General features: G+C 29.5%; 19 protein-coding genes, 1 pseudogene and 1 riboswitch. Of the genes and pseudogenes, 3 read left to right on the top strand and 17 right to left on the bottom strand.

Annotated elements, in window-relative coordinates; all coding sequences use genetic code 11:
- The first annotated feature begins 145 nt into the window (after positions 1–145).
- The 3 genes from AC11VW_RS01860 (at position 146) to AC11VW_RS01850 (ending at position 1,174) form a co-directional block, all read left to right on the top strand.
- Positions 146–634, top strand: a complete 489-nt coding sequence (locus AC11VW_RS01860) for a DUF2975 domain-containing protein (protein ID WP_484299696.1) — start codon at positions 146–148, stop codon at positions 632–634.
- Positions 635–648: 14 nt separating this feature from the next.
- Positions 649–873, top strand: coding sequence for a helix-turn-helix domain-containing protein (locus AC11VW_RS01855; RefSeq protein ID WP_484299695.1), 225 nt, complete (start codon positions 649–651; stop codon positions 871–873).
- Between the two features lie 85 nt (positions 874–958).
- Positions 959–1,174: a DUF3955 domain-containing protein gene (locus AC11VW_RS01850; protein WP_484299694.1), complete on the top strand. Its 216-nt coding sequence runs from the start codon at positions 959–961 to the stop codon at positions 1,172–1,174.
- 88 nt (positions 1,175–1,262) lie between these two features.
- Here AC11VW_RS01850 and htpG read toward each other — a convergent pair whose 3' ends face one another.
- The 17 genes and pseudogenes from htpG to larB all read right to left on the bottom strand — a co-directional run bounded on the left by htpG (position 1,263) and on the right by larB (position 26,136).
- A complete protein-coding gene (htpG, locus tag AC11VW_RS01845; RefSeq protein ID WP_484299693.1) occupies positions 1,263–3,140 on the bottom strand; it encodes a molecular chaperone HtpG in 1,878 nt (625 codons plus the stop codon).
- Positions 3,141–3,873: 733 nt separating this feature from the next.
- Positions 3,874–4,743, bottom strand: coding sequence for a methionyl aminopeptidase (locus tag AC11VW_RS01840; protein WP_484299692.1), 870 nt, complete (start codon positions 4,741–4,743; stop codon positions 3,874–3,876).
- Between the two features lie 520 nt (positions 4,744–5,263).
- Positions 5,264–9,064, bottom strand: a complete 3,801-nt coding sequence (locus AC11VW_RS01835) for a phosphoribosylformylglycinamidine synthase (protein WP_484299691.1) — start codon at positions 9,062–9,064, stop codon at positions 5,264–5,266.
- A gap of 24 nt (positions 9,065–9,088) precedes the next feature.
- Positions 9,089–10,345 (bottom strand): phosphoribosylamine--glycine ligase, encoded by a 1,257-nt coding sequence (gene purD, locus AC11VW_RS01830; protein WP_484299690.1) that lies wholly within the window; start codon positions 10,343–10,345, stop codon positions 9,089–9,091.
- 10 nt (positions 10,346–10,355) lie between these two features.
- Positions 10,356–11,888, bottom strand: a complete 1,533-nt coding sequence (gene purH / locus AC11VW_RS01825; protein WP_484299689.1) for a bifunctional phosphoribosylaminoimidazolecarboxamide formyltransferase/IMP cyclohydrolase — start codon at positions 11,886–11,888, stop codon at positions 10,356–10,358.
- Positions 11,881–12,474, bottom strand: coding sequence for a phosphoribosylglycinamide formyltransferase (purN, locus tag AC11VW_RS01820; RefSeq protein ID WP_484299688.1), 594 nt, complete (start codon positions 12,472–12,474; stop codon positions 11,881–11,883). Before purN ends, purH begins: the two co-directional genes overlap by 8 nt.
- Positions 12,468–13,538 (bottom strand): phosphoribosylformylglycinamidine cyclo-ligase, encoded by a 1,071-nt coding sequence (purM, locus tag AC11VW_RS01815; RefSeq protein WP_484299687.1) that lies wholly within the window; start codon positions 13,536–13,538, stop codon positions 12,468–12,470. Before purM ends, purN begins: the two co-directional genes overlap by 7 nt.
- Positions 13,538–14,899: an amidophosphoribosyltransferase gene (purF, locus tag AC11VW_RS01810; RefSeq protein ID WP_484299686.1), complete on the bottom strand. Its 1,362-nt coding sequence runs from the start codon at positions 14,897–14,899 to the stop codon at positions 13,538–13,540. The genes purM and purF overlap by 1 nt, the downstream gene beginning before the upstream one ends.
- Before the next feature lie 11 nt (positions 14,900–14,910).
- Positions 14,911–15,609 carry a phosphoribosylaminoimidazolesuccinocarboxamide synthase gene (purC, locus tag AC11VW_RS01805; RefSeq protein ID WP_484299685.1) on the bottom strand — a complete coding sequence of 233 codons (699 nt, stop codon included), beginning with the start codon at positions 15,607–15,609 and terminating at the stop codon, positions 14,911–14,913.
- Between the two features lie 5 nt (positions 15,610–15,614).
- A complete protein-coding gene (purE, locus tag AC11VW_RS01800; RefSeq protein WP_484299684.1) occupies positions 15,615–16,091 on the bottom strand; it encodes a 5-(carboxyamino)imidazole ribonucleotide mutase in 477 nt (158 codons plus the stop codon).
- 327 nt (positions 16,092–16,418) lie between these two features.
- Entirely contained in the window at positions 16,419–17,753 is a 1,335-nt protein-coding gene (locus AC11VW_RS01795) for an NCS2 family permease (RefSeq protein WP_484299683.1), read from the bottom strand.
- Between the two features lie 304 nt (positions 17,754–18,057).
- On the bottom strand, positions 18,058–19,089 hold the full coding sequence (locus AC11VW_RS01790) for a BMP family lipoprotein (protein WP_484299682.1): 1,032 nt from the start codon (positions 19,087–19,089) through the stop codon (positions 18,058–18,060).
- A gap of 139 nt (positions 19,090–19,228) precedes the next feature.
- A complete protein-coding gene (locus tag AC11VW_RS01785) occupies positions 19,229–20,566 on the bottom strand; it encodes an NCS2 family permease (protein ID WP_484299681.1) in 1,338 nt (445 codons plus the stop codon).
- Between the two features lie 119 nt (positions 20,567–20,685).
- Positions 20,686–22,218 (bottom strand): glutamine-hydrolyzing GMP synthase, encoded by a 1,533-nt coding sequence (gene guaA, locus AC11VW_RS01780; RefSeq protein WP_484299680.1) that lies wholly within the window; start codon positions 22,216–22,218, stop codon positions 20,686–20,688.
- Positions 22,219–22,221: 3 nt separating this feature from the next.
- Entirely contained in the window at positions 22,222–23,685 is a 1,464-nt protein-coding gene (gene guaB / locus AC11VW_RS01775) for an IMP dehydrogenase (RefSeq protein WP_484299679.1), read from the bottom strand.
- A gap of 217 nt (positions 23,686–23,902) precedes the next feature.
- Positions 23,903–24,004, bottom strand: a riboswitch (purine riboswitch).
- Positions 24,005–24,052: 48 nt separating this feature from the next.
- Positions 24,053–25,236 (bottom strand): annotated as a pseudogene (gene larC / locus AC11VW_RS01770) (nickel pincer cofactor biosynthesis protein LarC).
- 156 nt (positions 25,237–25,392) lie between these two features.
- Positions 25,393–26,136 (bottom strand): nickel pincer cofactor biosynthesis protein LarB, encoded by a 744-nt coding sequence (gene larB, locus AC11VW_RS01765; RefSeq protein ID WP_484299678.1) that lies wholly within the window; start codon positions 26,134–26,136, stop codon positions 25,393–25,395.
- Positions 26,137–26,175 lie beyond the last annotated feature (39 nt).

The raw sequence follows: 26,175 nt of genomic DNA, 5'->3' as shown, positions 1-26,175 counted from the left end.
TTAATACAATTTTAAATTATCTATCATTGGATAAATATATCTTCTATTTCTCTACATCTATTTTTTATAGATATATTTTTATTGACAAACGATAAATATTTGTTTAATATTAATATTATAATAATTCAGAAACGAGGTAGATAATATGAAAAACAACTTAACTTCAAAAATTTTAAATTCCACTGTATTGTTAGATCTAACAATTACATGTATACTTCTCTTTGCAGCTCCACTCATAGTAACAGCATTTTTTAAAAGTGCTTATTCTATACTAGACTCTAGATTAGTCATTTCTGTTGTTACTTGTATCTATTTATGTGCTACTCCTTATGTTATAGCACTATTTAACTTAAAAAAACTTTGCGGGATAATATCAAAAAATAATCCATTTTCAAACACAATAGTTAAATCTTTAAAAATTATATCTATATGTTCTTTTAGTGAAATGTTTTTATTTCTTGGATGTGTATGGTACTTAAAGAATTTTATTAAGTTTTTTGAATACTTGCTTTGGGTCGGACCTTTTATACTTATTTCTATTGTTGCTACGACTATAGGATTATTAGCTCTAGTAGCATCTCGATTATTCGAGTTATTTATAAATATTAAAGATGAAAATGATAAGACAATCTAGAAAGGAAGTTTATTATGCCGATTATTGTTAATTTAGATGTCATGATGGCAAAAAGAAAAATGAGTTCTACAGAGCTTTCTGAAAAACTTGGTATTACTATGGCTAATCTTTCAATTTTGAAAAATAATAAAGCTAAGGCAGTTAGATTTACTACTCTTGAGGCTTTATGTAAGATATTAGAATGTCAGCCAGGTGATATTTTAGAATATGTCGAGGATAATGATCCTAGATTAAAATAAAATTAATAAAAATAAATATTTATCAAATATAAAATTTAGGTAATAACTTGATTTTTTAGTTATTATTATTTATGGAGGTTTTGAAATGAAAAAATATCTTTTAAATTTAATACCCTTTATTATAACAATCGGTTGTGTGGTCACTTTTAACATCATTGGAAGTGAAGTCGCTCCAGATGGCACTCTTGTTGAACCAATTTTTTTAATACCAATTGGTTGTCTATTCTTCTTTATTGGCATAATTGGACTATTAGTTAGAACAGTGTCATTCTATCGTAATACTAAAAAATCTAATAAATAGATATTTAAACTTACTTGATGTTGCTGAAGTTAAAAATATATTGCTACTCAATAAAAACAATTAAAAAATCCCCTAAATGGGGATTTTTTTATAATGATATTATCATATTCATAAGTTGATTATTTCTTTTTATAAAATCGTCTAATTGCTTAGAATCTAATTCTTTGTTAGCTAATAAAGCTATATCTACTATTTGATTACAAATTAATGATATTTGTTCTTTCTTAGACTCCTCTTCTTTTAAAGAAACTAATTTTTTAATTATTGGACTATTGTCATTTATAACTAAAGTTTTTTCTTCTTCAAAATTCATTACAAGGTTCATTCCAGCAAATTGTGATTTCATTTCAGCCATTCTTCTTGATTGTTCTGATACTAAAATAATAGCAGAAGTTTCTTCACTTCTTAGGCTTTCTACAGAATAAGTTTTTATTCTTTCACCTACTGAATCTTTAAATAAGTTTTCTATAGTAGTTCTTTCTTCTGCATTCTCTATATCTTTTTCATCTTTTAATACATCAGATAAATCTGCATCTATTCTATTAAAGCTAACACCTTGGTTTTTAAACTCTGCAAAAGATATAAAGTGGTTGTCTATTGTAGAATTTAATACTACAGCATCTAATTCATAGTCTTTAAATAATTTTATATATTGAGATTGTTGTCCTTCATCACTCACATAGAACACTTTATTTTCATGCTTTTCCTTACACTTTTCTAAGTAATCATTAAGTGTCATATATTCTGAGTTTATAGTTTTAAATAATATACTGTCTTTTATCTTATCATAGAAGCTTTCATCCTTTAAGCATCCATATTTAATAAATACTTGTATATCATCCCAGAATTTTTCATAGCTTTCTCTTTCATTCTTAAATAATGATTTTAATTTATCAGCAACTTTTTTAACTATATGCTTAGAAATTTTACTTACATCTTTATCATTTTGTAAGAAACTTCTAGAAACATTTAATGGTAAATCTGGACAATCTATTACACCTTTTAATAATAGTAAAAACTCTGGTATAACTTCTTTTATATTATCTGCTACGAATACTTGATTATTATATAACTTAACTTTACCTTCTATAAGTTCAAATTCATTATTTAATTTAGGGAAGTATAATATTCCTTTTAAATTAAATGGATAATCTACATTTAGATGTATCCAAAATAATGGTTCATCAAATGTCTTAAATACATTTCTATAGAATTCTTTGTATTCTTCATCCGTACAATCCTTTGGTGACTTTAACCATAATGGTTGTGTGTTATTTATAGGAGTTTGTTCTTTTTCAGCTTCTTCATTTTCTTTTTTATCTTCTTCATTACAATTATTTAAATAAATATCTACCGGTAAGAATGAACAATATTTATCTATTATATCTCTTACAGTATATTCTTCTAAAAATTCTTTACTATCATCTTCTAAGAATAATGTAATTGTTGTACCTCTTGTAGTTCTATTATCACATTCACTTATTTCATATTCTGTGCCACCTTCACTTACCCATCTTACAGCTGTTGCATCTTCTTTATATGATAATGTGTCTATTTGAACTTTTTTAGATACCATAAAAGAAGAATAGAATCCTAATCCAAAATGACCTATTATATCATTTTCTTCATTCATTTTATCTTTGTATTCATTAAAGAAATCTTCTGCTCCAGAAAAAGCAACTTGATTTATATATTTGTTTACTTCCTCTTCTGTCATACCTATACCATTATCTTCAAATATAAGTGCTGAATTTTCTTTGTTTATAGATACATTTATTTTGTAGTTTTGATTTTTATCCCCTTCTATCTCTCCTAATGAAATAAGCTTCTTATGCTTGTTTACTGCATCGCATCCATTGCTTATAAGTTCTCTTATAAATATGTCTTTATCAGAATATAGCCATTTCTTTATTATCGGAAAAATATTTTCCGTATGTATTGATATACTACCTTTTTGATTTGTCATAAATTATCCTCCTTGTTATAAGTAAATTTTTCTTATATAGGAACCCCTATTAATTATTATTTTAGCATTTTTGTTAGCACTGTCAAGTATAGAGTGCTAATTTTTATCAATTTTTATTAGTTTGCTAGTTGTCTTCCTTCTTCCCAAATAAACGCCTGTACATCATATGTCAGTGGATTCCCTATTGCATCATAAGTTATTTCCTTGCCATTAAATACTATAAGTTTATCCTTCCAGTTAACATCACCATGTGTGTAATTATCAGTCTTTATTTGAGTTGTTGAATCTCATATAAATAAAAAATAGGAGCTCTAAAGCTCCTATTTCATTATCTCGTTTTTCTTTTTAATTTTAACCTTCAAAATATGCATTAAGAGGTGTTTGCAATTTTGTGAACAGTTTCAATATGATTCTAAATGCTTTTAGATATTTCTCTGCTCCATTGAATATGTACAAAAAAATAAAGGTTTTATTGAACATTGTTTTATGAGAAATTTTTTAATAAATGTTGTGAAAGTATAATTTAAATATTAAAATTATTCTAATAAGAATTCTATATAAACTTATATTTGTAAGATTTGAAGAAATAATTTGGATGAACTTTCAACATATTTCAAGTATCTGCAGAAGATAAGAATATCAATATATACTACAAACTCAATAGAAATTTATAACAGATTATTAAGAAAAGTTACTAAATCTAAATCTGTTTTTACATCTGCTATTTATCAAACTATTTTGCTAAAATTTCAACACCATCTTCAGTTACTAAAACCATATGCTCCCATTGAGCTGATAATAGCCCATCATCTGTATATGAAGTCCATTCATTTTCTTCATCTATATAAAGTTCACAAATTCCTTGATTTATCATAGGTTCTATTGTGAATGTCATTCCTGGAACTAATATCATACCTTCATTTGCACTTCCATAGTGGGATACGAACGGATCTTCGTGAAATTGTAATCCTATTCCATGCCCTCCAAAGTCTTCAACTACAGAATATCCATTTGCTTCCGCATGTTGCTGTATTGCTGCACCTATATCTCCTATATGTCCCCAAGGCTTAACCGCTTCTATCCCTTTGTATAGACATTCTTTAGTTACTTCAACTAGCTTCTTAGCTTCATCGCTAACATTTCCTATCATAAACATTCTAGATGCATCTGAATAATATCCATTGTATATCGTAGAAACGTCTACATTTAGTATATCCCCATCTTTTAGTACTACATCTTCACTCGGTATTCCGTGGCATATTTCATTGTTTATTGATGTACATACACTCTTTGGGAATCCTCCATATCCAAGCGGAGCTGGTTCTGCCCCCTGAGATACTGTATAGTCGTGTACTATTTTATTGATATCTTCTGTAGTCATTCCTTCTGTTACTTTTTCAGATACTAAATCTAGTACTACATTGTTAATTCTTGCACTTTCTTTTATTTTTTCTATTTGTTCTTTTGTTTTTATAATATCATGAGATGGTACTTCATAACCATCTGCTTTTAATTGGTTTAATTTTTCATCGAATTGCATATGGCATTTTTTATATTTCGCCTTGCTACCACACCAACACTCATCATTTCTATTTAATTTCATGAAATCAGCTCCTAATTAATACATTACTTAATATATAGTAAGTATTTTTACTATATATTAAGTATAACCTTATTGAATATGCCTTTCAAACTTAGTTTTTGATTATTTATTATCTTGCATATTTATCCAACTCATAAGAACTCTTAACTTATTCAACTTTTCTAGCTAATATGCCTATTCCTATTAAAATGCATACAATTGCTACATGAGGTAAAACAATTAGTATATCAAATTTTTTATTACGTTTCTTTGTTGTTGGAATTTTACCAATATACTCAATAACTATGATAAAAATTATAAGAGTTATTATACAATTTATTGGTATTGTAATGTTTAATTAATATTTAGATATTAACTTTTTTTACAAAATAAAAGAGCATAGAGTTGCAAACAAACTCACGAAATGAATGATCTCTATGCTCATAATATTTAAATGTTAATTAAAGGTCGCACTATTAGTTTTTGAATAGAAAAATAGTATGTTAATATTTATCAACATACTATTTTTCTATATTAAATCTTATTTAAAATATTTTACTCCTGATTCAAATATCTTCTGATCTTTTTCACCTAAGATATTCTTTATAATATGTTCTCCAACTCTTTCTGAGTGACCCATCTTACCAAGTATTCTACCATCTAAGCTAGTTATACCTTCTACTCCATAATATGAACCATTTGGGTTAAACTCTATATCATAAGTAGGATTGTTATCAAAATCTACATATTGAGTAGCTATTTGTCCATTAGCTATTAATTGTTTCATAACTTCTTCATTAGCAACAAATCTACCCTCTCCATGAGATATTGCTATACTATGAACATCTCCTACCTCTGTTCCCACTAACCATGGTGACTTATTTGATGATATTCTAGTTCTAACAATCTTAGCTTGATGTCTACCTATATTATTATAAGTAAGAGTCGGTGCATCTTCTTTAGTTTCTCTTATTTCACCATATGGTACTAATCCAAGTTTTATAAGTGCTTGGAATCCATTACAGATACCTAACATTAATCCATCTTGCTTAGTTAAAAATTCTTGTACTGCTTCTGCAACCTTTGGATTTCTAAATACTGTTACTATAAACTTACCAGAACCATCTGGCTCATCTCCTGCACTAAATCCACCTGGTAACATTATTATTTGAGACTTTCTTATCTCTTTTACTATTGTGTCTATAGAATCTTCTATGTCTTTATATGTTAAATTTTTAAATACTCTTATATTAGCTTCTGCTCCAGCTTTTTCAAATGCTCTAGCTGAGTCATATTCACAGTTTGTTCCTGGGAATGCTGGTATAAACACTCTTGGTTTAGCTATACTTATAGATGATTTTTTAGTTTCACCTTGAGATATAAAGTTTATAGTTTCTATTTTATCTTTAAGCTTATTAGCTTTAGTTGGGAATATTGGCTCTAAAGTATCGCAATGAGCTTTATATAATTCATCTAATGCTATTTCTTCATTTGCTATTAATATACTTGATTTTTCTATTGTACTTCCAAGTACTACATAGTTATATCCATCTAATATATCTAATTCATTATCCGCTAATTCTAATACTATGTTTCCATAGTTAGCTTCAAATAAATCTTCTATTCCTTCATTAAATTCAAACCCTATTTTATTACCAAATGTCATCTTGCTTATAGCTTCACATACTCCACCAAATCCTAGTGCATATGTTGATAATACTTGCTTATTGTGTATAAGCCCAGTTACTTTATCTAGGTTTTTCTTTAATAAGTCAAAGTCAACTATACCATTTTCTAATCTATCTGTGCATAACATCACAACTTGTGAATTAGTTTTCTTAAATTCTGGTGATACTACATATTTTGCATCTACAGTATCCACTGCAAATGATACTAATGTTGGTGGTACATCTATATCTTTAAATGTTCCTGACATACTATCTTTACCACCTATTGCTGGTATTTCCAATTTATTTTGAGCATAGTATGCACCTAAAAGAGCTGCAAATGGTTTACCCCACTTAGTTGGGTTATCCCCAAGTTTTTCGAAATACTCTTGTAAAGTAAGTCTTATTGTACTATAGTTACCCCCAATAGCCACAACTTTACACACAGATTCAACTACTGCATATAAAGCTCCATGGAATGGACTCCATTTTCCTATCTTAGGATTATATCCATAAGTCATTATTGTTGAAGTGTTAGTTTCTCCACCAAGTACAGGTATTTTTGCAACCATACCTTGTATAGGAGTTGCTTGATATTTTCCTCCAAATGGCATAAGCACTGTGCTTCCACCTATTGTATTATCAAATTTTTCTACTAGCCCTTTTTGAGAACATACATTTAAATCTGATAGCATTTTTATAAATTTATCTTTTATACTTGTCTCTTCATCTAATGCTATTTCACATACTTTTTCTTGTAGCTTGTTAGTAAAGAATGTTTTTTCTTCATCAATCTTACCTACATGAATTTTAGTAGTTTGTTTAACTCCGTTAGTTTCTAAGAATTCTCTTTTTATATTAACTATAGCTTTATCATTCCAAAACATTCTCATATATCCACTATCTGTAACTGTAGCTACATGAGTTGCTTCTAAGTTTTCTTTTATTGCTAAGTCTATAAACTTTTCTTTGTTTTCTGCTTTTATAACTACTGCCATACGTTCTTGTGATTCTGATATAGCTATTTCAGTTCCATCAAGTCCATCATATTTTTTAGGTACTAAATCTAAGTTTATATCTAAACTATCTGCAACTTCTCCTATAGCAACGCAAACTCCACCTGCTCCAAAGTCATTACATCTTTTTATCATTTGAGCAACTTCTTTATTTCTAAAGAATCTTTGTATTTTTCTTTCGTTAGGAGCATCTCCTTTTTGTACTTCTGCACTACACATAAGTATAGATTCTTCGCTATGTTCTTTTGATGAACCAGTAGCTCCTCCACACCCATCTCGTCCTGTTTTTCCTCCAAGAAGAACTACTATATCTCCTTCTCTAGGTACTTCTCTAATCACATTTTCCTTAGGTACTGCTGCTATAACTGCTCCTATTTCCATCCTTTTAGCAACAAAGTCTTCATCATAAACTTCTGCAACTTGACCTGTTGTTAATCCTATTTGGTTTCCATATGAACTATATCCATGAGCTGCTTCTGTTGTTATTGTTCTTTGCATAAGCTTACCAGGTAATGTATCTTCTAGAGTCGTTCTAGGGTCTGCACTTCCTGTAACACGCATTGCTTGATATACATAACTTCTTCCTGATAATGGGTCTCTTATAGCTCCTCCTAAGCAAGTAGCTGCTCCACCAAAAGGTTCTATCTCAGTTGGATGGTTATGTGTTTCATTTTTAAACATTACTAAATATGGCTCGACTTTACCATCTATTTCAACATCTACGTTTATACTACAAGCATTTATTTCTTCACTTACATCTAAATCTTCTAACTTTCCATCTTTTCTTAATTCTTTCATAGCAATAGTTGCTATATCCATTAAGCATATATCCTTCTGCTTATCTACATAAACCTTGTTTCTTGAGTTAAGATACATATTGTATGCATCTTTAACTATATCCGTATACTTACCATCTTCTATTTTTATATCTTCTATTTGTGTCATAAAGGTAGTATGTCTACAATGATCTGACCAGTAAGTATCTAATACTTTTATCTCTGTTATAGTTGGATTTCTTTTTTCTATATTTTTAAAATAACTTTGGATATGCTCTAAATCGCCTAATGTCATGGCTAAACCTTGTTTATTTAAAAATTCTTTTAAATCTATAAATCCATCTAGTATTTGTACTTCTGTTGGAATTTCTGTTTCCATCTGTAATGTCTGTGGCTTTTCTAAACATGCTTCTCTGCTATCAACTGGATTTATGCAGTAATTTTTTATTTTCTCAAATTCTTCATTACTTATATTTCCACTTAATATATAAACTTTAGCTGTGTTTATAGTTGGTCTTATTCCTTGATTTACAATTTGGATACATTGAGCTGCCCAATCACCTCTTTGGTCATATTGACCAGGTAAGTACTCTATTGCAAATACTCTTTCTTTTGTTTCATCATTATTTGAAACATCTATTGTTTCATGATAAACAATGTCTATATTAGGTTCTGAGAATATTGTTCTTGCTGCATTTTTATATACTTCATTTTCTATTCCTTCTATATCATATCTATTTAAAACTCTTATGTTCTCTATTCCTTCTATGTGTAAGCTTTCTATTAAATCCTTTTCTAAAGCTTTAGCTTCAATGTCAAACCCTGGTCTTTTTTCTACTAATATTCTTCTAACACTTGACTCTAAATTTGTAGTATTTAACATATCTTTTCTCCCTTTTTAGAAAAATTAGATTTCCATTCCAATGTCATTTCTATAATGCATTCCTTCAAAATTTATCCTCTTAATGTTTTCATATACTTTTTTAGCTGCATCTTCAACACTACTAGCTTTTGCTGTTATTCCTAATACTCTACCACCATTAGTTACTAAGTTATTATCTAATATCTTAGTTCCACTATGAAATACTACTATATCTTTATCTAAATTCTCAAGACCACTGATTACCTTACCTTTTTCATAACTTTCTGGGTATCCTCCAGATGTAAGTATTACACAAACAGCTTCTTCTTTTTTATAATTTATATCTATATCTTTTAATCTATTGTCTAAAATAGCTTCCATTATTTCATGTAAATCAGTTTCTAATCTAAATAAAACTGATTGTGTCTCAGGATCCCCAAATCTTACATTATACTCTAATACCTTAGCTCCATCTTCCGTTATCATAAGGCCTATGAATAGTATACCCTTGTAATCTAATCCATCTTTTTTGAATCCTTCTAAAGTCTTATTTAGTACTTTTTCTGCAACTTCCTTAGATAGTTCTTCTGTATATATCTCACTTGGAGAGAAAGTTCCCATACCACCTGTGTTTGGTCCCTGCTCATGGTTATATATCCTCTTGTGATCTTTTGCACTTACCATAGGAACAATCGTATTATTATCTACAAATGCTAAGATAGAAGTTTCAATTCCTTTTAAAAATTCTTCTACAACTACTTTATCTCCAGCACTACCAAATTTTTTATCACTCATCATTTCTTTTAAAGTAATTATAGCTTCTTCTCTATTTTCTGGTATTACAACACCTTTTCCAGCTGCTAATCCATCTGCTTTTATTACTACTGGATATCCAAAACTGTCTATTTCACTTATCGCCTCATCTAAGTTTGTATATTCCTTGTACTTTGCAGTTGGAATGTTATGTCTTATCATAAATTCTTTAGAAAACGCCTTACTTCCCTCTAACTGAGAACATTCTTTATTTGGTCCAAATACTCTAAGACCTTCTTTTTCAAATTCATCTACAATTCCCTTAACAAGTGCAACCTCTGGTCCCACTATAGTTAAATCTATTTGTTCTTTCTTTGCAAATTGTAATAATTTTTCTATATCACTATCATCTATATTTAAACACTCTGCAAACTCAGAAATTCCCGCATTTCCTGGCGCACAGTATATTTTATTCACATTATTTTCACTATTTAACTTCCAAGCGATGGCATGTTCTCTGCCACCTCCACCTATAATTAATATCTTCATATTTTTCCTCCTAGTGCTTAAAATGTCTCACTCCTGTAGTTACCATAGCCATTTCATATTCATCACATGCTTGTATTGAATCTTTATCATTTATTGAACCACCTGGTTGAACTACTGCATCTATTCCATATTCATGTGCTAATTCTACACAGTCACTAAATGGGAAGAAAGCATCTGATGCTAATACTGCACCTTTAAAGTTCTTATCTTTATTATTTTCTAAAGCATTTTTTAATGCCCATATTCTTGAAGTTTGACCACATCCTAATGCTAAGGTTTGACCATCTTTAACTATGGCTATAGCATTTGATTTCATATTTTTAACTACCTTCATCCCAAATTCCATATCTTCAAGTTGATTTTCAGTTGGTTGAGTTTTTGTAACAATTTCATATTTTTCTACTAGTGAGTTATTTTTATCTTGAACTAATAATTTTCCATCTAAATATTTCATATCATATGGTTGTAAACTATCCTCTATCTTAGCAAGCTTTAATACTCTTAAATTTTTCTTTTGTTTTAATATTTCTAAAGCTTCTTCACTATAATCATAAGCTACTACTATTTCTAAGAATATCTCGTTCATCTTTATAGCAGTTTCTTTATCTACTGTAGAAGTTATTCCTACTATTCCTCCAAATATTGAAACTTTATCAGCTTCATAACATTTTATGTAAGCTTCAAAAGCATTTTTTCCTAGTCCCACTCCACATGGATTAGTATGTTTTATTGCTACTGAAACAACATCTTGGTTATCTTTAAATTCTCTCATAACTTCTAAACATCCGTGTAAGTCGTTTAAGTTATTGAAAGAAAGCTCTTTTCCATTTAATTGTTCATAATTTAATATTGGATTTTTAGCATTTGGTTGACTGTATAAAACACCTTGTTGGTGTGGATTTTCTCCATATCTTAAAGTTTGCTCTTTTTGGAAAGTTAAGTTAAGTATTTCAGGATATTTATCTCCTACTTCTCCTGCGAAGTAAGTAGATATAAGTGCATCATATCTTGCTGTAGTTGAGAATGCTTTATAAGCTAATTTTTTTCTATCTTCTAAAGTTAAAGTATCATTTTTTAACTTTTCTATTATCATATCGTAATCAGCTACATCTACTATAACTGTTACATCTTTATAATTTTTAGCTGCAGAACGTATCATAGATGGTCCACCAATATCTATATTTTCTATCACGATATCGTGACCTTTTCCAGATTTTAAAGTTCCTTCAAAATCATATAAGTTAACTACCACTAAATCTATAGAACCTATTTTATATTCATTTACTGTATCAACGTGAGATGCATTATCTCTTTTGTAAAGTATTCCTCCGTGTATATATGGGTTTAATGTCTTAACTCTTCCGTCTAGCATCTCTGGAAATTTTGTAACTTCATCAATAGTTATAGCATTTATGCCATTTTCTTTTAGTGTTTTGAATGTATTTCCTGTAGATATAACTTCATAACCTAGATTATTTAATTCTCTAGCAAAATCAACTACTCCGCTTTTATCTGTTACACTTATTAATGCTCTTTTACTCATTTATAACCACTCTCCTACCCTGAATACTTAATTTATTTTCACAAAATAGTTTTATACTATTATTTAAAATTCTATGTTCAACTTCTAAAACTTTTTTCGCTACTGATTTTGCATCATCATCTTGACTAACCATTACTGTTTCTTGCATTATTATTGGTCCAGTGTCAGCGCCTTCATCTACAAAATGCACTGTAGCTCCAGTTACTTTTACACCATAGTCTATAACACCTTGATGTACTTTTTCTCCATAATACCCTTCCCCGCAAAACGAAGGTATTAATGATGGATGAATATTTATTATTTTATTTCTAAATTCATTTACAAACTTTGGACTTATTATTTTTAAATATCCAGCTAAGACTACTAAATTTATATTATTTTCTTTAAGAACTCTTATTATTTCATCTTCATTAGTTTCATAAACAGCTTCTATATTATTATGTCTTGCTCTTTGTAGTGCATAGGCATTTTCTTTATTAGAAATAACTACTTTAACATCACCTTTAATACTACCAAATTTAGTTTCATCTATAATAGATTGTAAATTCGTTCCACTTCCAGATACTAAAACACCAATGTTTAGCATAAACTTACTCCTTCATGAGTATCTACTACTTCACCTATTATATAAGCTCTTTCTTTTAACAATTCATCATACTTAGCATCTATATTTATTTCATCTTCTCTACTGTTTATATAATCAACAACTTTATTAGCTTGTTCTTTGTCTACTATTAAAACTAATCCAACTCCCATGTTAAAACTCTTATGAAGTTCTCTTTCATCTATAGCATTGAAGTTTTCTATCATTTTGAATATAGGTGGTTTTTCCCAAGAATTCTTATTTATATTTATCCCTAACCCTTTAGGTATAACTCTTGGTATATTTTCTATTACTCCACCACCAGTTATATGAGCTATAGCTTTTATATCATATTGTTTTATTATCTCTAAAACTAATTTAACATATATTTTTGTAGGAGTTAAAAGAGCTTCTCCTAATGTCATCCCTAACTCTTCTACATATTGCTCTAGTTTATAATTATATGTATCTAAGAATATCTTTCTTATAAACGAGTATCCGTTACTGTGAACCCCACTTGATGATATACCTATTAAAACATCTCCATTTTTAACATTTTGTCCAGATACTATTTTTTCTTTATCAGCTATCCCCACTGAAAACCCTGCTAAATCATATTCATCATCAGAATACATTCCTGGCATTTCAGCTGTTTCTCCCCCTATAAGGGCACATCCTGCCATTTTACATCCATCAGCTATACCACCAACTATTTGTTCCACTTGTTCTGCAACTAATTTTCCAGTAGCAATATAATCTAAGAAGAATAAAGGTTTAGCGCCTTGGCATATTAAATCATTTACACACATTGCAACTAAATCGATACCAACTGTATCATGTTTATCCATCATTTGAGCTAATTTTAGTTTTGTACCAACTCCATCTGTAGATGAAAGTAATACTGGCTCTTTCATAGTTGTAAAATCTTTTAAACTATATAAACCACTGAAATTTCCTAAATCACCTATTACATTATTGTCGTAAGTAGATTTTATTTTTCTTTTTATAAGATCTACTGCTCTATTTCCTTCATCTATATCTACCCCTGATTGTTTATACGTTAACATTAAATTAGTTCCTCCTTATCAATTTTTTTAACTGGATAATCTCCATCAAAACAAGCTTTACAGAATGTTGATTTCTGACCTGTTGCTTCTACCATTCCATCTATATCTAAAAATGCTAGAGTATCACATCCTACATATTCCCTGATTTCTTCTACACTATTTTGTGAAGCAATCAATTTAGAACGATTCGGAGTGTCTATTCCATAATAACAAGAGTACTGTACTGGAGGAGATGTTATTCTAAGATGAATCTCACTTGCTCCTGCATCTCTTAAAGATTTTATTATTAACTTTGAAGTAGTTCCCCTGACTATTGAATCATCTACCAAAACTACTGATTTTCCTTTTACTATACTAGATAATGGATTCAGTTTTATTTTTACCCCTATCTCTCTTTCTTCTTGAGTGGGTTTTATAAAAGTTCTTCCTACATATCTATTTTTAACAAGTCCCTCGCTAATTTTTAATCCACTAGCATTAGAATACCCTATCGCACCTGCCCATCCTGAATCAGGAACTGGAACAACTATATCAGCTTTTACATTATCATTCTTAGCTAAAGCTTCTCCACATTTAATTCTAAAGTCATAAACATTTACATTATCTATAGTCGCATCGTTTCTAGCAAAGTAAATATGTTCAAATATACAACTTCTCTTTACTGGCTTATAGTTTTCAGAGTAAAAATAAGATTTCATTTGTCCATCTTTAACCACTATTATTTCACCTGGTTCTACATCTCTTATTACTTCTCCGCCAAGTATATCTATTGCACAACTTTCAGATGCAAATATGAATTCGTCGTCTTTCTTGCCTAATATAAGAGGTCTAAATCCATGTGGGTCTCTAACTGCTACTAGTTCATTTTCTCCCATTATTACAAGAGAATATGCACCTTTTATATAATCCATTGTGATTTTTAAACTTTCTACTATATCACCTTTATAGTATCTAGCAAGTATATATAAAATTACTTCTGTATCAGAACTAGCTTGAAACATATATCCATCTTCTTCTAACATATCTCTTAAGTAATTTGTATTTATTAAATTACCATTGTGAGATAAAGCTAATTTTCTCTTTCTACAGCTCCCAACTAACGGCTGACAGTTTGCCATCTGACTTCCACCTGCAGTAGAATATCTAACATGACCAATTCCCATAGTTCCTTTTAGCTTGTCTAGTTCTTCCTCTTTGAAAACATCGCCAACCAATCCCATATCTTTTTTATAGTTGATGTTTTCTCCATCAACTACTGCAATTCCACAACTTTCTTGGCCTCTATGTTGAATAGAGTATAAAGAATAATATAATTCTTTAGATACATCTTTATTTGAATATATACCTACAATTCCGCACATACTGTTTCCCCCTAGTTATTATTCATTCTTGTAAGAACTTCTTGATAACCTTGCACTAAATCACCTAAATTTCTTCTAAATCTATCTTTGTCTAACTTCTCATTTGTATCTACATCCCAAAGTCTACAAGTATCTGGTGATATTTCATCTGCTAGTATTATATTTCCTTCACAGTCCTTCCCAAACTCCAACTTAAAATCTACTAATTTTAAGTTCATTTTCAAGAAGAAAGATTTCATTAATTCATTTATTTTTAAAGTTTCATTTCTTAAAAATTGTAATTCATCTCTAGTAGCTAACTTCATTGCTACTGCTTGATCATCATTTAACATTGGATCTCCGTAATCATCATTTTTGTAGCATATTTCAAATATAGGTTCATCTAAAACTATACCTTCTTCCATTCCTACCCTTTTACAAAATGACCCTGCCGTTATATTTCTTACTATTACTTCTAGTGGTAATATTTCAACTTTTTTAACTAACATTTCTCTTTCTGATAAATTTTTTATGAAGTGTGTTGCTATTTGTTTTTCGTGTAACATTTCAAACATTATTGTAGATATTTTATTATTTAATATACCTTTTGAAGATATTTCTGCTTTCTTTTCTCCATTAAATGCTGTTGCATCATCCTTAAAATATACTATATACTCATTTTCATTTTCTGTAGAATATACTTGTTTAGCTTTTCCTTCATATAATAACATAGTTATTACCCCCTTAAGTTTTTATCATCTTCTAATACTTTTTGTTCCATTTCTTTTCTATAATTTTTTAAACTTTGTTTTATTTCTGGATATTTTATACTCATTATTTGACTTGCCATTAATGCTGCATTTATTCCTGAATCTATTGTCACAGTTGCTACTGGTATTCCTGGTGGCATTTGGACTATTGAAAGAAGTGAGTCTAATCCGTCTAATGTTGATGATTTTATTGGTAATCCTACTACCGGTATTAATGTATGAGATGCTATTACTCCTGGTAAATGAGCTGCCTTACCCGCTGCTGCTATTATTACATCTGTATCTTCTTCTATTTCTTTGATAAAGGCCATCAATTGATTAGGTACTCTATGTGCTGATAATGCTCTTGCCACAACTTTAATTCCGAAATTTTCTAAAAGTTCTATTCCAGCTTCTAATTTTGGATAATCTGATTTCGAACCCATAATTACTACAACTTTCATATTCATATCTCCTTCTTTTCATATATTTTAATCATTTTATTTTTTTATATTCTTTCTATTCCGAATGTTATAATTAGATTTTATATTATAATACGTATTTTTTCAAGTACTTATTTTATTTTGTTCGTAATTTTTTACAACAAAATATATTTTAATCCCATATTTAAATATATTTTCAAATATCCCGAACAAAATATGAATTTAAAACTCAATAATTCTATTTTAACCATAGAGTTATTAAAAATACCCTATAGAATAGACTTTTTTAATGTCAATCCTATAGGGTATCTTTTATCCTAAAAAATGATTTATTTTATTTATACAATTCTATTCACCTAAGAATATAAACTTACATACAAACAGTATTGAAAGTATTATTAAAGATAAATTAACTTCTTCTTTCTTTTTAGCTGCTATCTTTAATACTGTAAATGATACTATCCCAAATATAATTCCATTAGCTATACTATAAGTTAATGGCATCATAGTAAATGTTAAAAATGCTGGTATCGCATTTGTAAAATCCGAAAAATCTATTTTAGTTAATGAACTTGCCATCATAACTCCTACTAATATAAGTACTGGAGCTGTTGCTTGTGTTGGTATTGCTGTAAATATAGGCGCGAAGAATAATGATAATAGGAATAATATACCAGTTGTAACTGCTGTTAATCCTGTTCTTCCACCCTCTGCTATACCTGCTGCACTTTCAACATATGATGCAACTGTAGATGTTCCTAAAAGTGCTCCTACTGTAGTTGCGACTGCATCTGCAGTTAAAGCTTCTTTAGCTTTTGGCAATTTACCTTGTTCATCTAACATATTACCTTTAGATGCTACACCTACTAAACATCCTACTGTATCAAATAAATTAACAAATAAGAATGTAAATACAACTACTACCATGTCAAAACTAAATATTTCTTTTGGTTCAACCGATAAAGCTTGTAAAAATATTGGTTTTAATGAAGGTACTGATGATACTACTCCTTTTGGTAATTCTACAATTCCAGCTACCATTCCTATTGCTGATATTGTTATCATTGCTAAAAGAAATGCGCCTTTTACATTCCTAGCAAGTAAAATTGCCGCTAATAATAATCCAAATATCGTTAATAAAACTAATGAATTTGTTAAATTTCCTAGTTCCAATATTGTTGCTCCGTTAGCAACTATACGTGAATTTGATAATCCTATAAATGCTATAAATAATCCCATACCCGCCGTAACTGCATGCTTTAATTCTGTTGGTATGCAATCTATTATTTTTTCTCTAAAACTTGTTATTGAAAGTAATATGAATATAATTCCTTCTATTAATACTGCACAAAGCGCAAATTGCCAACTGTATCCCATTCCTAAAACTACTGTATAAGCAAAGAATGCATTAAGTCCCATACCTGGCGCTAAAGCTATTGGATAATTTGCTAAAAATCCCATAACACAACTTCCTACGAATGCAGATAGAGCTGTAGCTACAAATACTGCACTTTTATCCATCCCTGCATCTGAAAGTATATTTGCATTTACAACTAATATATATGCCATAGTCATAAACGTCGTTATTCCTGCCATAATCTCTGTTTTTACATTTGTATTATGTTCAGATAGTTTAAATATTTTTTCTAATATTCCTTTATTAAGCGATTGAGTTGTTTGCATCTTACCCTCCTAGATATATCCATATTTTCAAACTAATTATGATTTAATTAAATAAATAATTCGTATTCAACTTAACTTTACAATAATTATTATATTACATTGTACATATTTTTTCAATATGTTTTAGAACATTTTTTCAATTATTTTTTTTAAAGTTCGTATTTTCATAAAATACATCATTATATAATTTATTTTTATATAACTATATTCGTGACTATAGAGAAATACTAAGTAAATATCCTTAGTTTTTTAATTATATACAAAAAAGACTAGAATAAGTTATATTCTAGTCTTTAATATCTAATTATTTCTGAATTGCTTTATATTCTTCCTCAGTAGCTGGAACTTTTATTTCTCCACTTTTTATCTTCTCTATCATACCATTCACATAGTCTAATACATCCTGCGGAACTAATTTCTTTGTTGATTCAGGTATCCCAACACCATCTTCTTTAAGTCCATATACTTTTTCTTGTCCGCCTTTTAATTTTCCATCTACCAATTCTTTAACTGTATCGTATACACCAACATTAACTTTCTTTAAAGCTGAAGTTAATACATTATCTGGTGCTAAATTACTTTGATCTCTATCAACACCTATTGCAAATTTATCTTTTTCTTTAGCTGCTTCTATAGACCCTAATCCAGTTCCTCCAGCTGCTGTAAGTATTATATCAACACTATTTCCATACATTTGATTAGCTATAGATTTCCCTTTAGCTGCATCTCCAAATGTACCTGCATATTGTACTTTAACATCCGCTTCTTTGTTAGATTCCTCTACTCCTGCTTTAAATCCATATTCAAATCTTGATATAACAGGATTTTGCATACCGCCTATAAATCCTATGTTATTAGTTTTAGTCATTTTTCCTGCTATAAGCCCTGCTAGATATGTTGCTTCATTCTCTTTAAATAATATAGGTGTCACATTTTCAGGTATTTGATCATAAGTTTCATCAATTATAGCAAACTTTTGATCCGGATAATTTTCAGCTTCTGTTTTTATATCTTCCTTCATAGTGTTTCCCACACCTATAACTAAATCCATATCTTCATCTATAAGACTTTCCATATTTGCTATATATTCTGATGCTTGTTTTGATTCGATTACTTTTACTTCTATTCCAAAATCTTTTTCAGCTTGTTGTAAACCTTCCCATGCTGACTGGTTAAAAGATTCATCATTTATTCCACCAACATCTGCTACCATTCCTACTTTTATTGCCTTGCCTTCTTCTTTGTCTCCTTCTGATGATTTCGAATTACATCCTACTAAGCTTAAAGAAGCTATTATTATTGCGGTACTTATAGCTGTTATTTTTTTGAATTTCATATTTTCCTCCTAAATGTTAAATATTTTATATGTCTATAATATGTATTTCATTTTAAATAAAAAATTCGCTTCGCTCATGTCGCCAACGATATATCTTCGCTCCTGCTTCAGATACATCCGTTGCTCAAAATGTTATTTTTTATAACAATACAAACTTAAGTATAAATAAAATAGATAATATGATTAAAGATACTTTTGCTTCTTTAGTTTTACCTGTTGCAACCTTTAATATTGTGTAAGATATTATCCCAAACATTATTCCATCAGCAACACTATATGCTAGTGGCATCATTACAAATGTTATAAATGCTGGTATAGAATCTGTAAATTCATCAAAATTTATTTTAAGTATTGAACTTGCCATCATAAATCCTACTAATATAAGTACTGGTGCTGTTGCTTGTGCTGGTATTGCTACAAATAATGGAGCAAAGAACAATGATATGAAAAATAAAATTGCCGTAATACATGCAGTTAATCCTGTTCTTCCTCCCTCAGCAATTCCAGATCCACTTTCAACTGTTGTCGCTAATGTAGATGTTCCTAATAAAGATGCTACTGTTGTAGAGATAGACTCTGCTAATAAGGCTTTTTTTACATTTGGCATACTTCCATCTTCAGCAATTAAATCCGCTTTCTCAGCTATTCCCAATAAAAATCCTATAGAATCAAACATGTTAACAAATAAAAGTGTAAGTACTATAACTAACATGTCTACACTTAATATCTGACTTTTATTAACCTCAAATACCTTCATAAATACAGGTTGTATAGATGGTGGTATATCTATTATTCCATTTGGCATTGGTACTATAGTAAATATAATTCCCAATATTGTTGTTATTATCATAGATATTAAAAATGCACCTTTTACATTTTTTGTTAATAATATAGATGCTATTATTAATCCGACTATAGAAAGAACTACAACTGGAGATTTAATATTCCCTAAAGATATTATAGCTCCACCTTGTTTTATTATTCCTGCATTTACAAGACCTATAAATGTTATAAATAATCCTATTCCAGCCGTTATAGCATGTTTTAAAACATCAGGTATACACTCTATTATTTTTTCTCTTATATTAGTTACTGTTAATAAAATAAATATAATTCCTTCTATAAACATTGCGCATAATGCAAATTGCCAGCTATATCCCATTCCTAAAACTACTGTATATGTAAAAAATGCATTTATTCCCATACTAGGTGCTAATACTATAGGGTAATTTGCAAGCAATCCCATTATAAAGCAACCAATTCCTGAAGCTATTGCAGTCGCTGTGAAAACAGCACCTTTATCCATTCCAGCTTGTCCTAATATACTTGGATTTACAACCAATATATATGCTATTGTCATAAATGTTGTTATGCCAGCAAGAACTTCTGTTTTTACTGTTGTATTATTTTCTTTTAATTTAAATAATTTTTCTAATATATTCGATTTCTCTTCTTTGTAAGATGTAACATCTTGCATTTTGTATATCTCCTTTGCTAAAAAATTTTAAATTACTATTTCTCATAAAAATAAAAGGCTTAGAAGCCTTTTATTTTTATAATGTGTAAAGTATTCTATAAAATTAAATTATATTTATATTATTCCCACTCTATTGTTCCTGGTGGTTTAGAAGTTATGTCATAAACTACTCTGTTTGCGCCATCAACTTCATTTACTATTCTATTAGATATTTTTTCTAATACATCATATGGCATTTTGTACCAATCTGAAGTCATTCCATCAGAAGATGTAACTGCTCTTATTCCTACTAAATAAGCATAAGTTCTTTCATCTCCCATAACCCCAACTGTTTTTACATCTGGCAATGTAGCAAATGCTTGCCATATTTCTTTATATAATCCTTGTTCTTTTAGTATATCCATATATATTGCATCAGCTTCTCTTAATATGTCACATCTTTCTTTAGTTACTTCACCTATAACTCTTATTCCAAGACCTGGTCCTGGGAATGGATGTCTAAATATTAAGTCTTCTTCTATTCCAAGTTCTAAACCTATTTTTCTAACTTCATCTTTGAATAACTCTCTTAGAGGTTCAACTATTTCAAATTCTATATCTTCAGGTATCCCTCCAACGTTGTGGTGAGATTTTATAGTTGCTGCTTCTCCAAGTCCACTTTCTACAACATCTGGATATATAGTTCCTTGAGCTAAGAAGTCCATTTTTCCTAATTTATTTGATTCTTCTTCAAATACTCTTATGAATTCTTCACCTATTATTTTTCTCTTAGCTTCCGGTTCAGTTATTCCTTTTAACTTTGATAAGAATCTATCTTCACAATTAACTCTTATTAAATTCATGTCAAACTTATCTCTAAATATTCTTTCTACATCGTCACCTTCATTTTTTCTAAGTAAACCATGATCTACGAATACACAAGTTAAGTTATCTCCTATAGCTCTATGCACAAGTACCGCTGCTACTGATGAATCTACTCCACCACTTAAAGCACATAATACTTTTTTATCACCAATTTTTTCTTTTAGTTCTTTTATTTTATCACTTATAAATGAATCTGTAGTCCAATCTCCACTTACTTCGCAAACATTGTATAAAAAGTTCTTAAGTATCTTATCTCCTTCTAAACAGTGTTCAACTTCTGGATGGAATTGTACTCCATATAATTTCTTTTCTGCATGTTCCATAGCTGCAACCGGACAATCCTTTGTATATGCAACTGATTTAAATCCTTCTGGTAATCTATCTATTAAATCTGTATGACTCATCCAAACACTATTTGTTGTAATCCCTGCAAATACAGCTGACTCTTCATAAGTTATAGCTGTTTTACCGTATTCTTTTTCGCTATTAGTTCCTTTTCTTACATTCCCACCTAATATATGAGACATAACTTGAACTCCATAACATATACCAAGTATTGGAATACCCATTTCAAATATCTCTTTAGATATTTTAGGAGAATTTTCTAAGTATGCACTGTTAGGCCCACCTGTAAATATTATTCCTTTTGGGTTTTTAGCTTTTATTTTTTCTATATCAGTTTTGTAAGATATTATTTCACAGTATACATTATTTTCTCTTACTCTTCTTGCTATTAACTGATTGTATTGCCCACCAAAATCGATTACAAGTACTAATTCATGTTTCATATGTTATATGCCTCCTTGTGTGCTATAGTTTGGCGCTTCTTTAGTTATTGTTATGTCATGCGGATGACTTTCTTTTAAAGAAGCTGCTGTTATTTTGATAAATGTTGCAGTATCCATTAACTCTTGTATTGTAGGTGCTCCACAGTATCCCATACCTGCTCTTAATCCACCTACCATTTGATAAGTTATATCTTCAGCTTTACCTTTATATGCAACCATTCCTTCAACACCTTCAGGAACAAGCTTCTTAGCATCATTTTGGAAGTATCTATCTTTTGAACCTTTTTCCATAGCTGCTATAGATCCCATTCCTCTATATGTTTTGTATGATCTACCTCCGTAAAGAACTGTTTCTCCTGGACTTTCTTCTGTTCCTGCAAATAATGATCCCATCATACATACAGAAGCCCCAGCTGCTAATGCTTTTACAACATCTCCAGAGTACTTTATACCACCATCGGCTATTATTGGTACACCATATTTGTGACCAACTTCAGCACAATCCATTACTGCTGTTACTTGAGGAACTCCGATTCCTGCAACTACCCTTGTTGTACATATAGAACCTGGACCTATACCTACTTTAATACAATCTGCACCAGCTTTTATTAAATCCTCTGTCGCTTCTGGTGTTGCTACATTTCCTGCTATAACTTGAAGCTGTGGATGAGCTTGTTTAATTTTTATAACTGCATCCATAACTCCTTTAGAATGACCATGTGCACTATCTAAAACTACTACATCTACATTAGCCTTAACTAAAGCATTTGCTCTATCAATAAGATCTGCACTTATTCCTAATGCTGCTCCACATAATAATCTTCCACGAGCATCTTTTGCTGAATTAGGATATTGTATTTTCTTTTCTATATCTTTTATAGTTATTAAACCTTTTAAATGACCTTCATCATCTACTATAGGTAATTTTTCTATTTTATGTTGTTTAAGTATTTGTTGAGCTTCTACTAAAGTTACTCCTTCTTTAGCTGTTACTAAGTTTTCCTTAGTCATAACATCCTCAATACTTTTTGTCATATCTTTTTCAAATTTTATATCTCTATTAGTTATTATTCCGATTAATTTATTATCTTCATCAACTATTGGAACTCCTGATATTTTGTATCTTGCCATTATATCATCAGCATCTTGTATGTTGTGATTTTTAGATAAATAGAAGGGATCTACTATAACTCCACTTTCACTTCTCTTTACTTTATCAACCTCTAGAGCTTGTTCCTCTATAGACATGTTTTTGTGTATTATTCCTATACCACCTTGTCTAGCCATAGATATAGCCATTTTAGATTCTGTAACAGTATCCATTCCTGCACTCATTAGAGGAATATTTAATTTTATCGTTTTAGTTAAGTATGTTCCTGTATTAACATCCTTTGGTAATACCTCAGATTTTTGAGGAACTAATAAAACATCATCAAATGTTAAACCTTCTTTTAATATAGTTGCCATAGTAATTCTCCCTTCTTTATTTATGTTTATTATTCGAACTTTAAGTTCGTTTTTTATTTTTTCGTTCGTGTTTCAATGAAGTACAAAAAAACCTGTATAGTAACTTCCTTTATTATTCTCATAAAAGTGAAATTACTATACAGGTTTCCAAAATATCTTTTTTATAGCCAACCTATAGGGATATAATCAGCCTACAAGTTTACTTTATACGATATTCTGCTATAATAATTTCACTCATAGTCAAGATATTTACGGTATCTCGGTAGAAACTTTCAGACCTTATTTCTGAGTATATATGAGTGATATATTGTATTTAATTGATAAACTATTTCTTTAAGTTAAATCTTAATTTATCAAAATTTATGAATTATGTCAATAAGTTTATGTCAAATTTTTCATTTATCATATAATTTATCTCATATAGTAGTTGATTAAATGATATTTCATGTTTTTTTGCAATTATTTTGCAGTCTTCATACTCTGGTGTAACCTTTATTAATTTACCATTATAATAACCTAACTTGACAGTAACTAACCCATAAGGCGTATTAAGTTTAGTAAATTTTCTAGTTAGTTTTTCTCTATTATATTGATGGTATCTTACACCAAAGGTAGTAGTTTCTACAAGTATTAATTCTACAAATTTTTGCAAATCCCTTTTTTGACATAATATTGATAGTTTATTTGCTGGTCTATTCTTTTTCATATATATGCTTTCTGTATATACATCTAATGCTCCCTCTTCTAGTACTTTATCGTATAGGTACGAATATACCTCTGAAGACATATCATCAATGTTAGCACTTATTTCATATACTATTTCTTCTTTTTTTTTACCCCTAAAACAGTTCTTAACATATTTGGTATCTCAAATTGCTTGTATCCTATTCCATATCCTATTTGATTTACCTCAAATTCTAATTCATCTACGAATTCATCACATAATACTTTTATTATCGCTGCACCTGTAGGAGTTGTACATTCACCTTTAACTGTATTTAACTTAATAGGTGCCCCTTTAAGTATTTCTATAGTTGCAGGTGTAGGAACAGGCATTATACCATGATCACACTTGACAAACCCAGACCCTACAGGAACTGAATTTGCATATATTTTGTCTACACAAAGTAAATCTATTAATATAGAAGCCCCTACTATATCAACTATTGAGTCTATTGCTCCTACTTCATGGAAATGTATTTTATCTATAGTAGTTCCATGTACTTTCGCTTCTGCTTCTCCTATAATCATAAATATCTTCTTAGACATTTCTTTTACATTATCATTTAGATTACTATTATCAATAATATCAAATATATCTATTAAATGTCTATGTGCGTGAGTTTCTTTAGTTACTACCTCTACATTAGTGCCAACTATTCCACTTTCATTTTTTGAAGTTACTTTTATTTCAAATTCACTATCTATGTTTAATTTTTTTATTTCTTCTAAAAATAGTTCTTTGGGAGCTCCTAAATCTAATAAACTTGCAAGTGTCATATCTCCAGAAATTCCATTGACTATATCAAAATAAAGTATTCTCTGTTCCATTATTTTCTCCTTAAGGTTTTGCATTTTAGTATTATCACTTCTACTTATATTAATAATTTTATAATAAATTCAGAAATCTCTTTTCTATTTATATATATTTAAACAACTGTTAATTATTGACTATACAAATATTATTTTATAATAAATAATATTAATCTATTTTAATTTATTTATAGTAGCCGCTAAATAACCTGCACCAAATCCATTATCTATATTAACTACCGATATACCTGATGCACAACTATTTAGCATTGTAAGAAGTGCTGATAATCCACCAAAATTAGCACCATATCCTACAGATGTTGGAACTGCGATTATAGGTACATCTACAAGACCTCCTACTACACTTGGTAGTGCACCTTCCATACCAGCCACTGCAATTATTACTCTAGCTTCTTCTAGTATATGTCTACGACTTAATAATCTATGTATACCAGCTACACCTACATCATAAATTTTTTCTACATCATTTCCTAAAAATTTAGCAGTATAATAAGCTTCATCTGCCACAGGAATATCTGAAGTTCCTCCTGTTAATATTAAAATTTTCCCCTTACCTATATTCACGATATCGCGATTTTGTATTTTTAGTATTTTTGATAATTCTTCATACTCTGCATTTTTGTATACTTCTTTAATTTTATTAAAGGTTTCTTTTCTACATCTAGTACCCAATATATTCGAACTTTTTTCATTCATTTTTTGTATAATCCCTAATATATGCTCATCAGTTTTTCCTTCACAGTAAATCACTTCTGGATATCCATTTCTTAATTCTCTGTGATGATCTATATTTGCATATCCTAAATCTTCATAAGGAAGATTTTTCAGTTTTACTAAGGCTTCTTCTATATCTATATTACTATTTTTAACTTCTTGAAGTAAATCTCTTAAATCCATATTTTACCTCCATTTATCTATTTAAAATTGCTATTGTTT

The organism is Romboutsia sp. (assembly GCF_056995035.1).
Note: the sequence above shows the minus strand (reverse complement) of the source record. Positions and strands in the feature narration are given on the sequence as shown.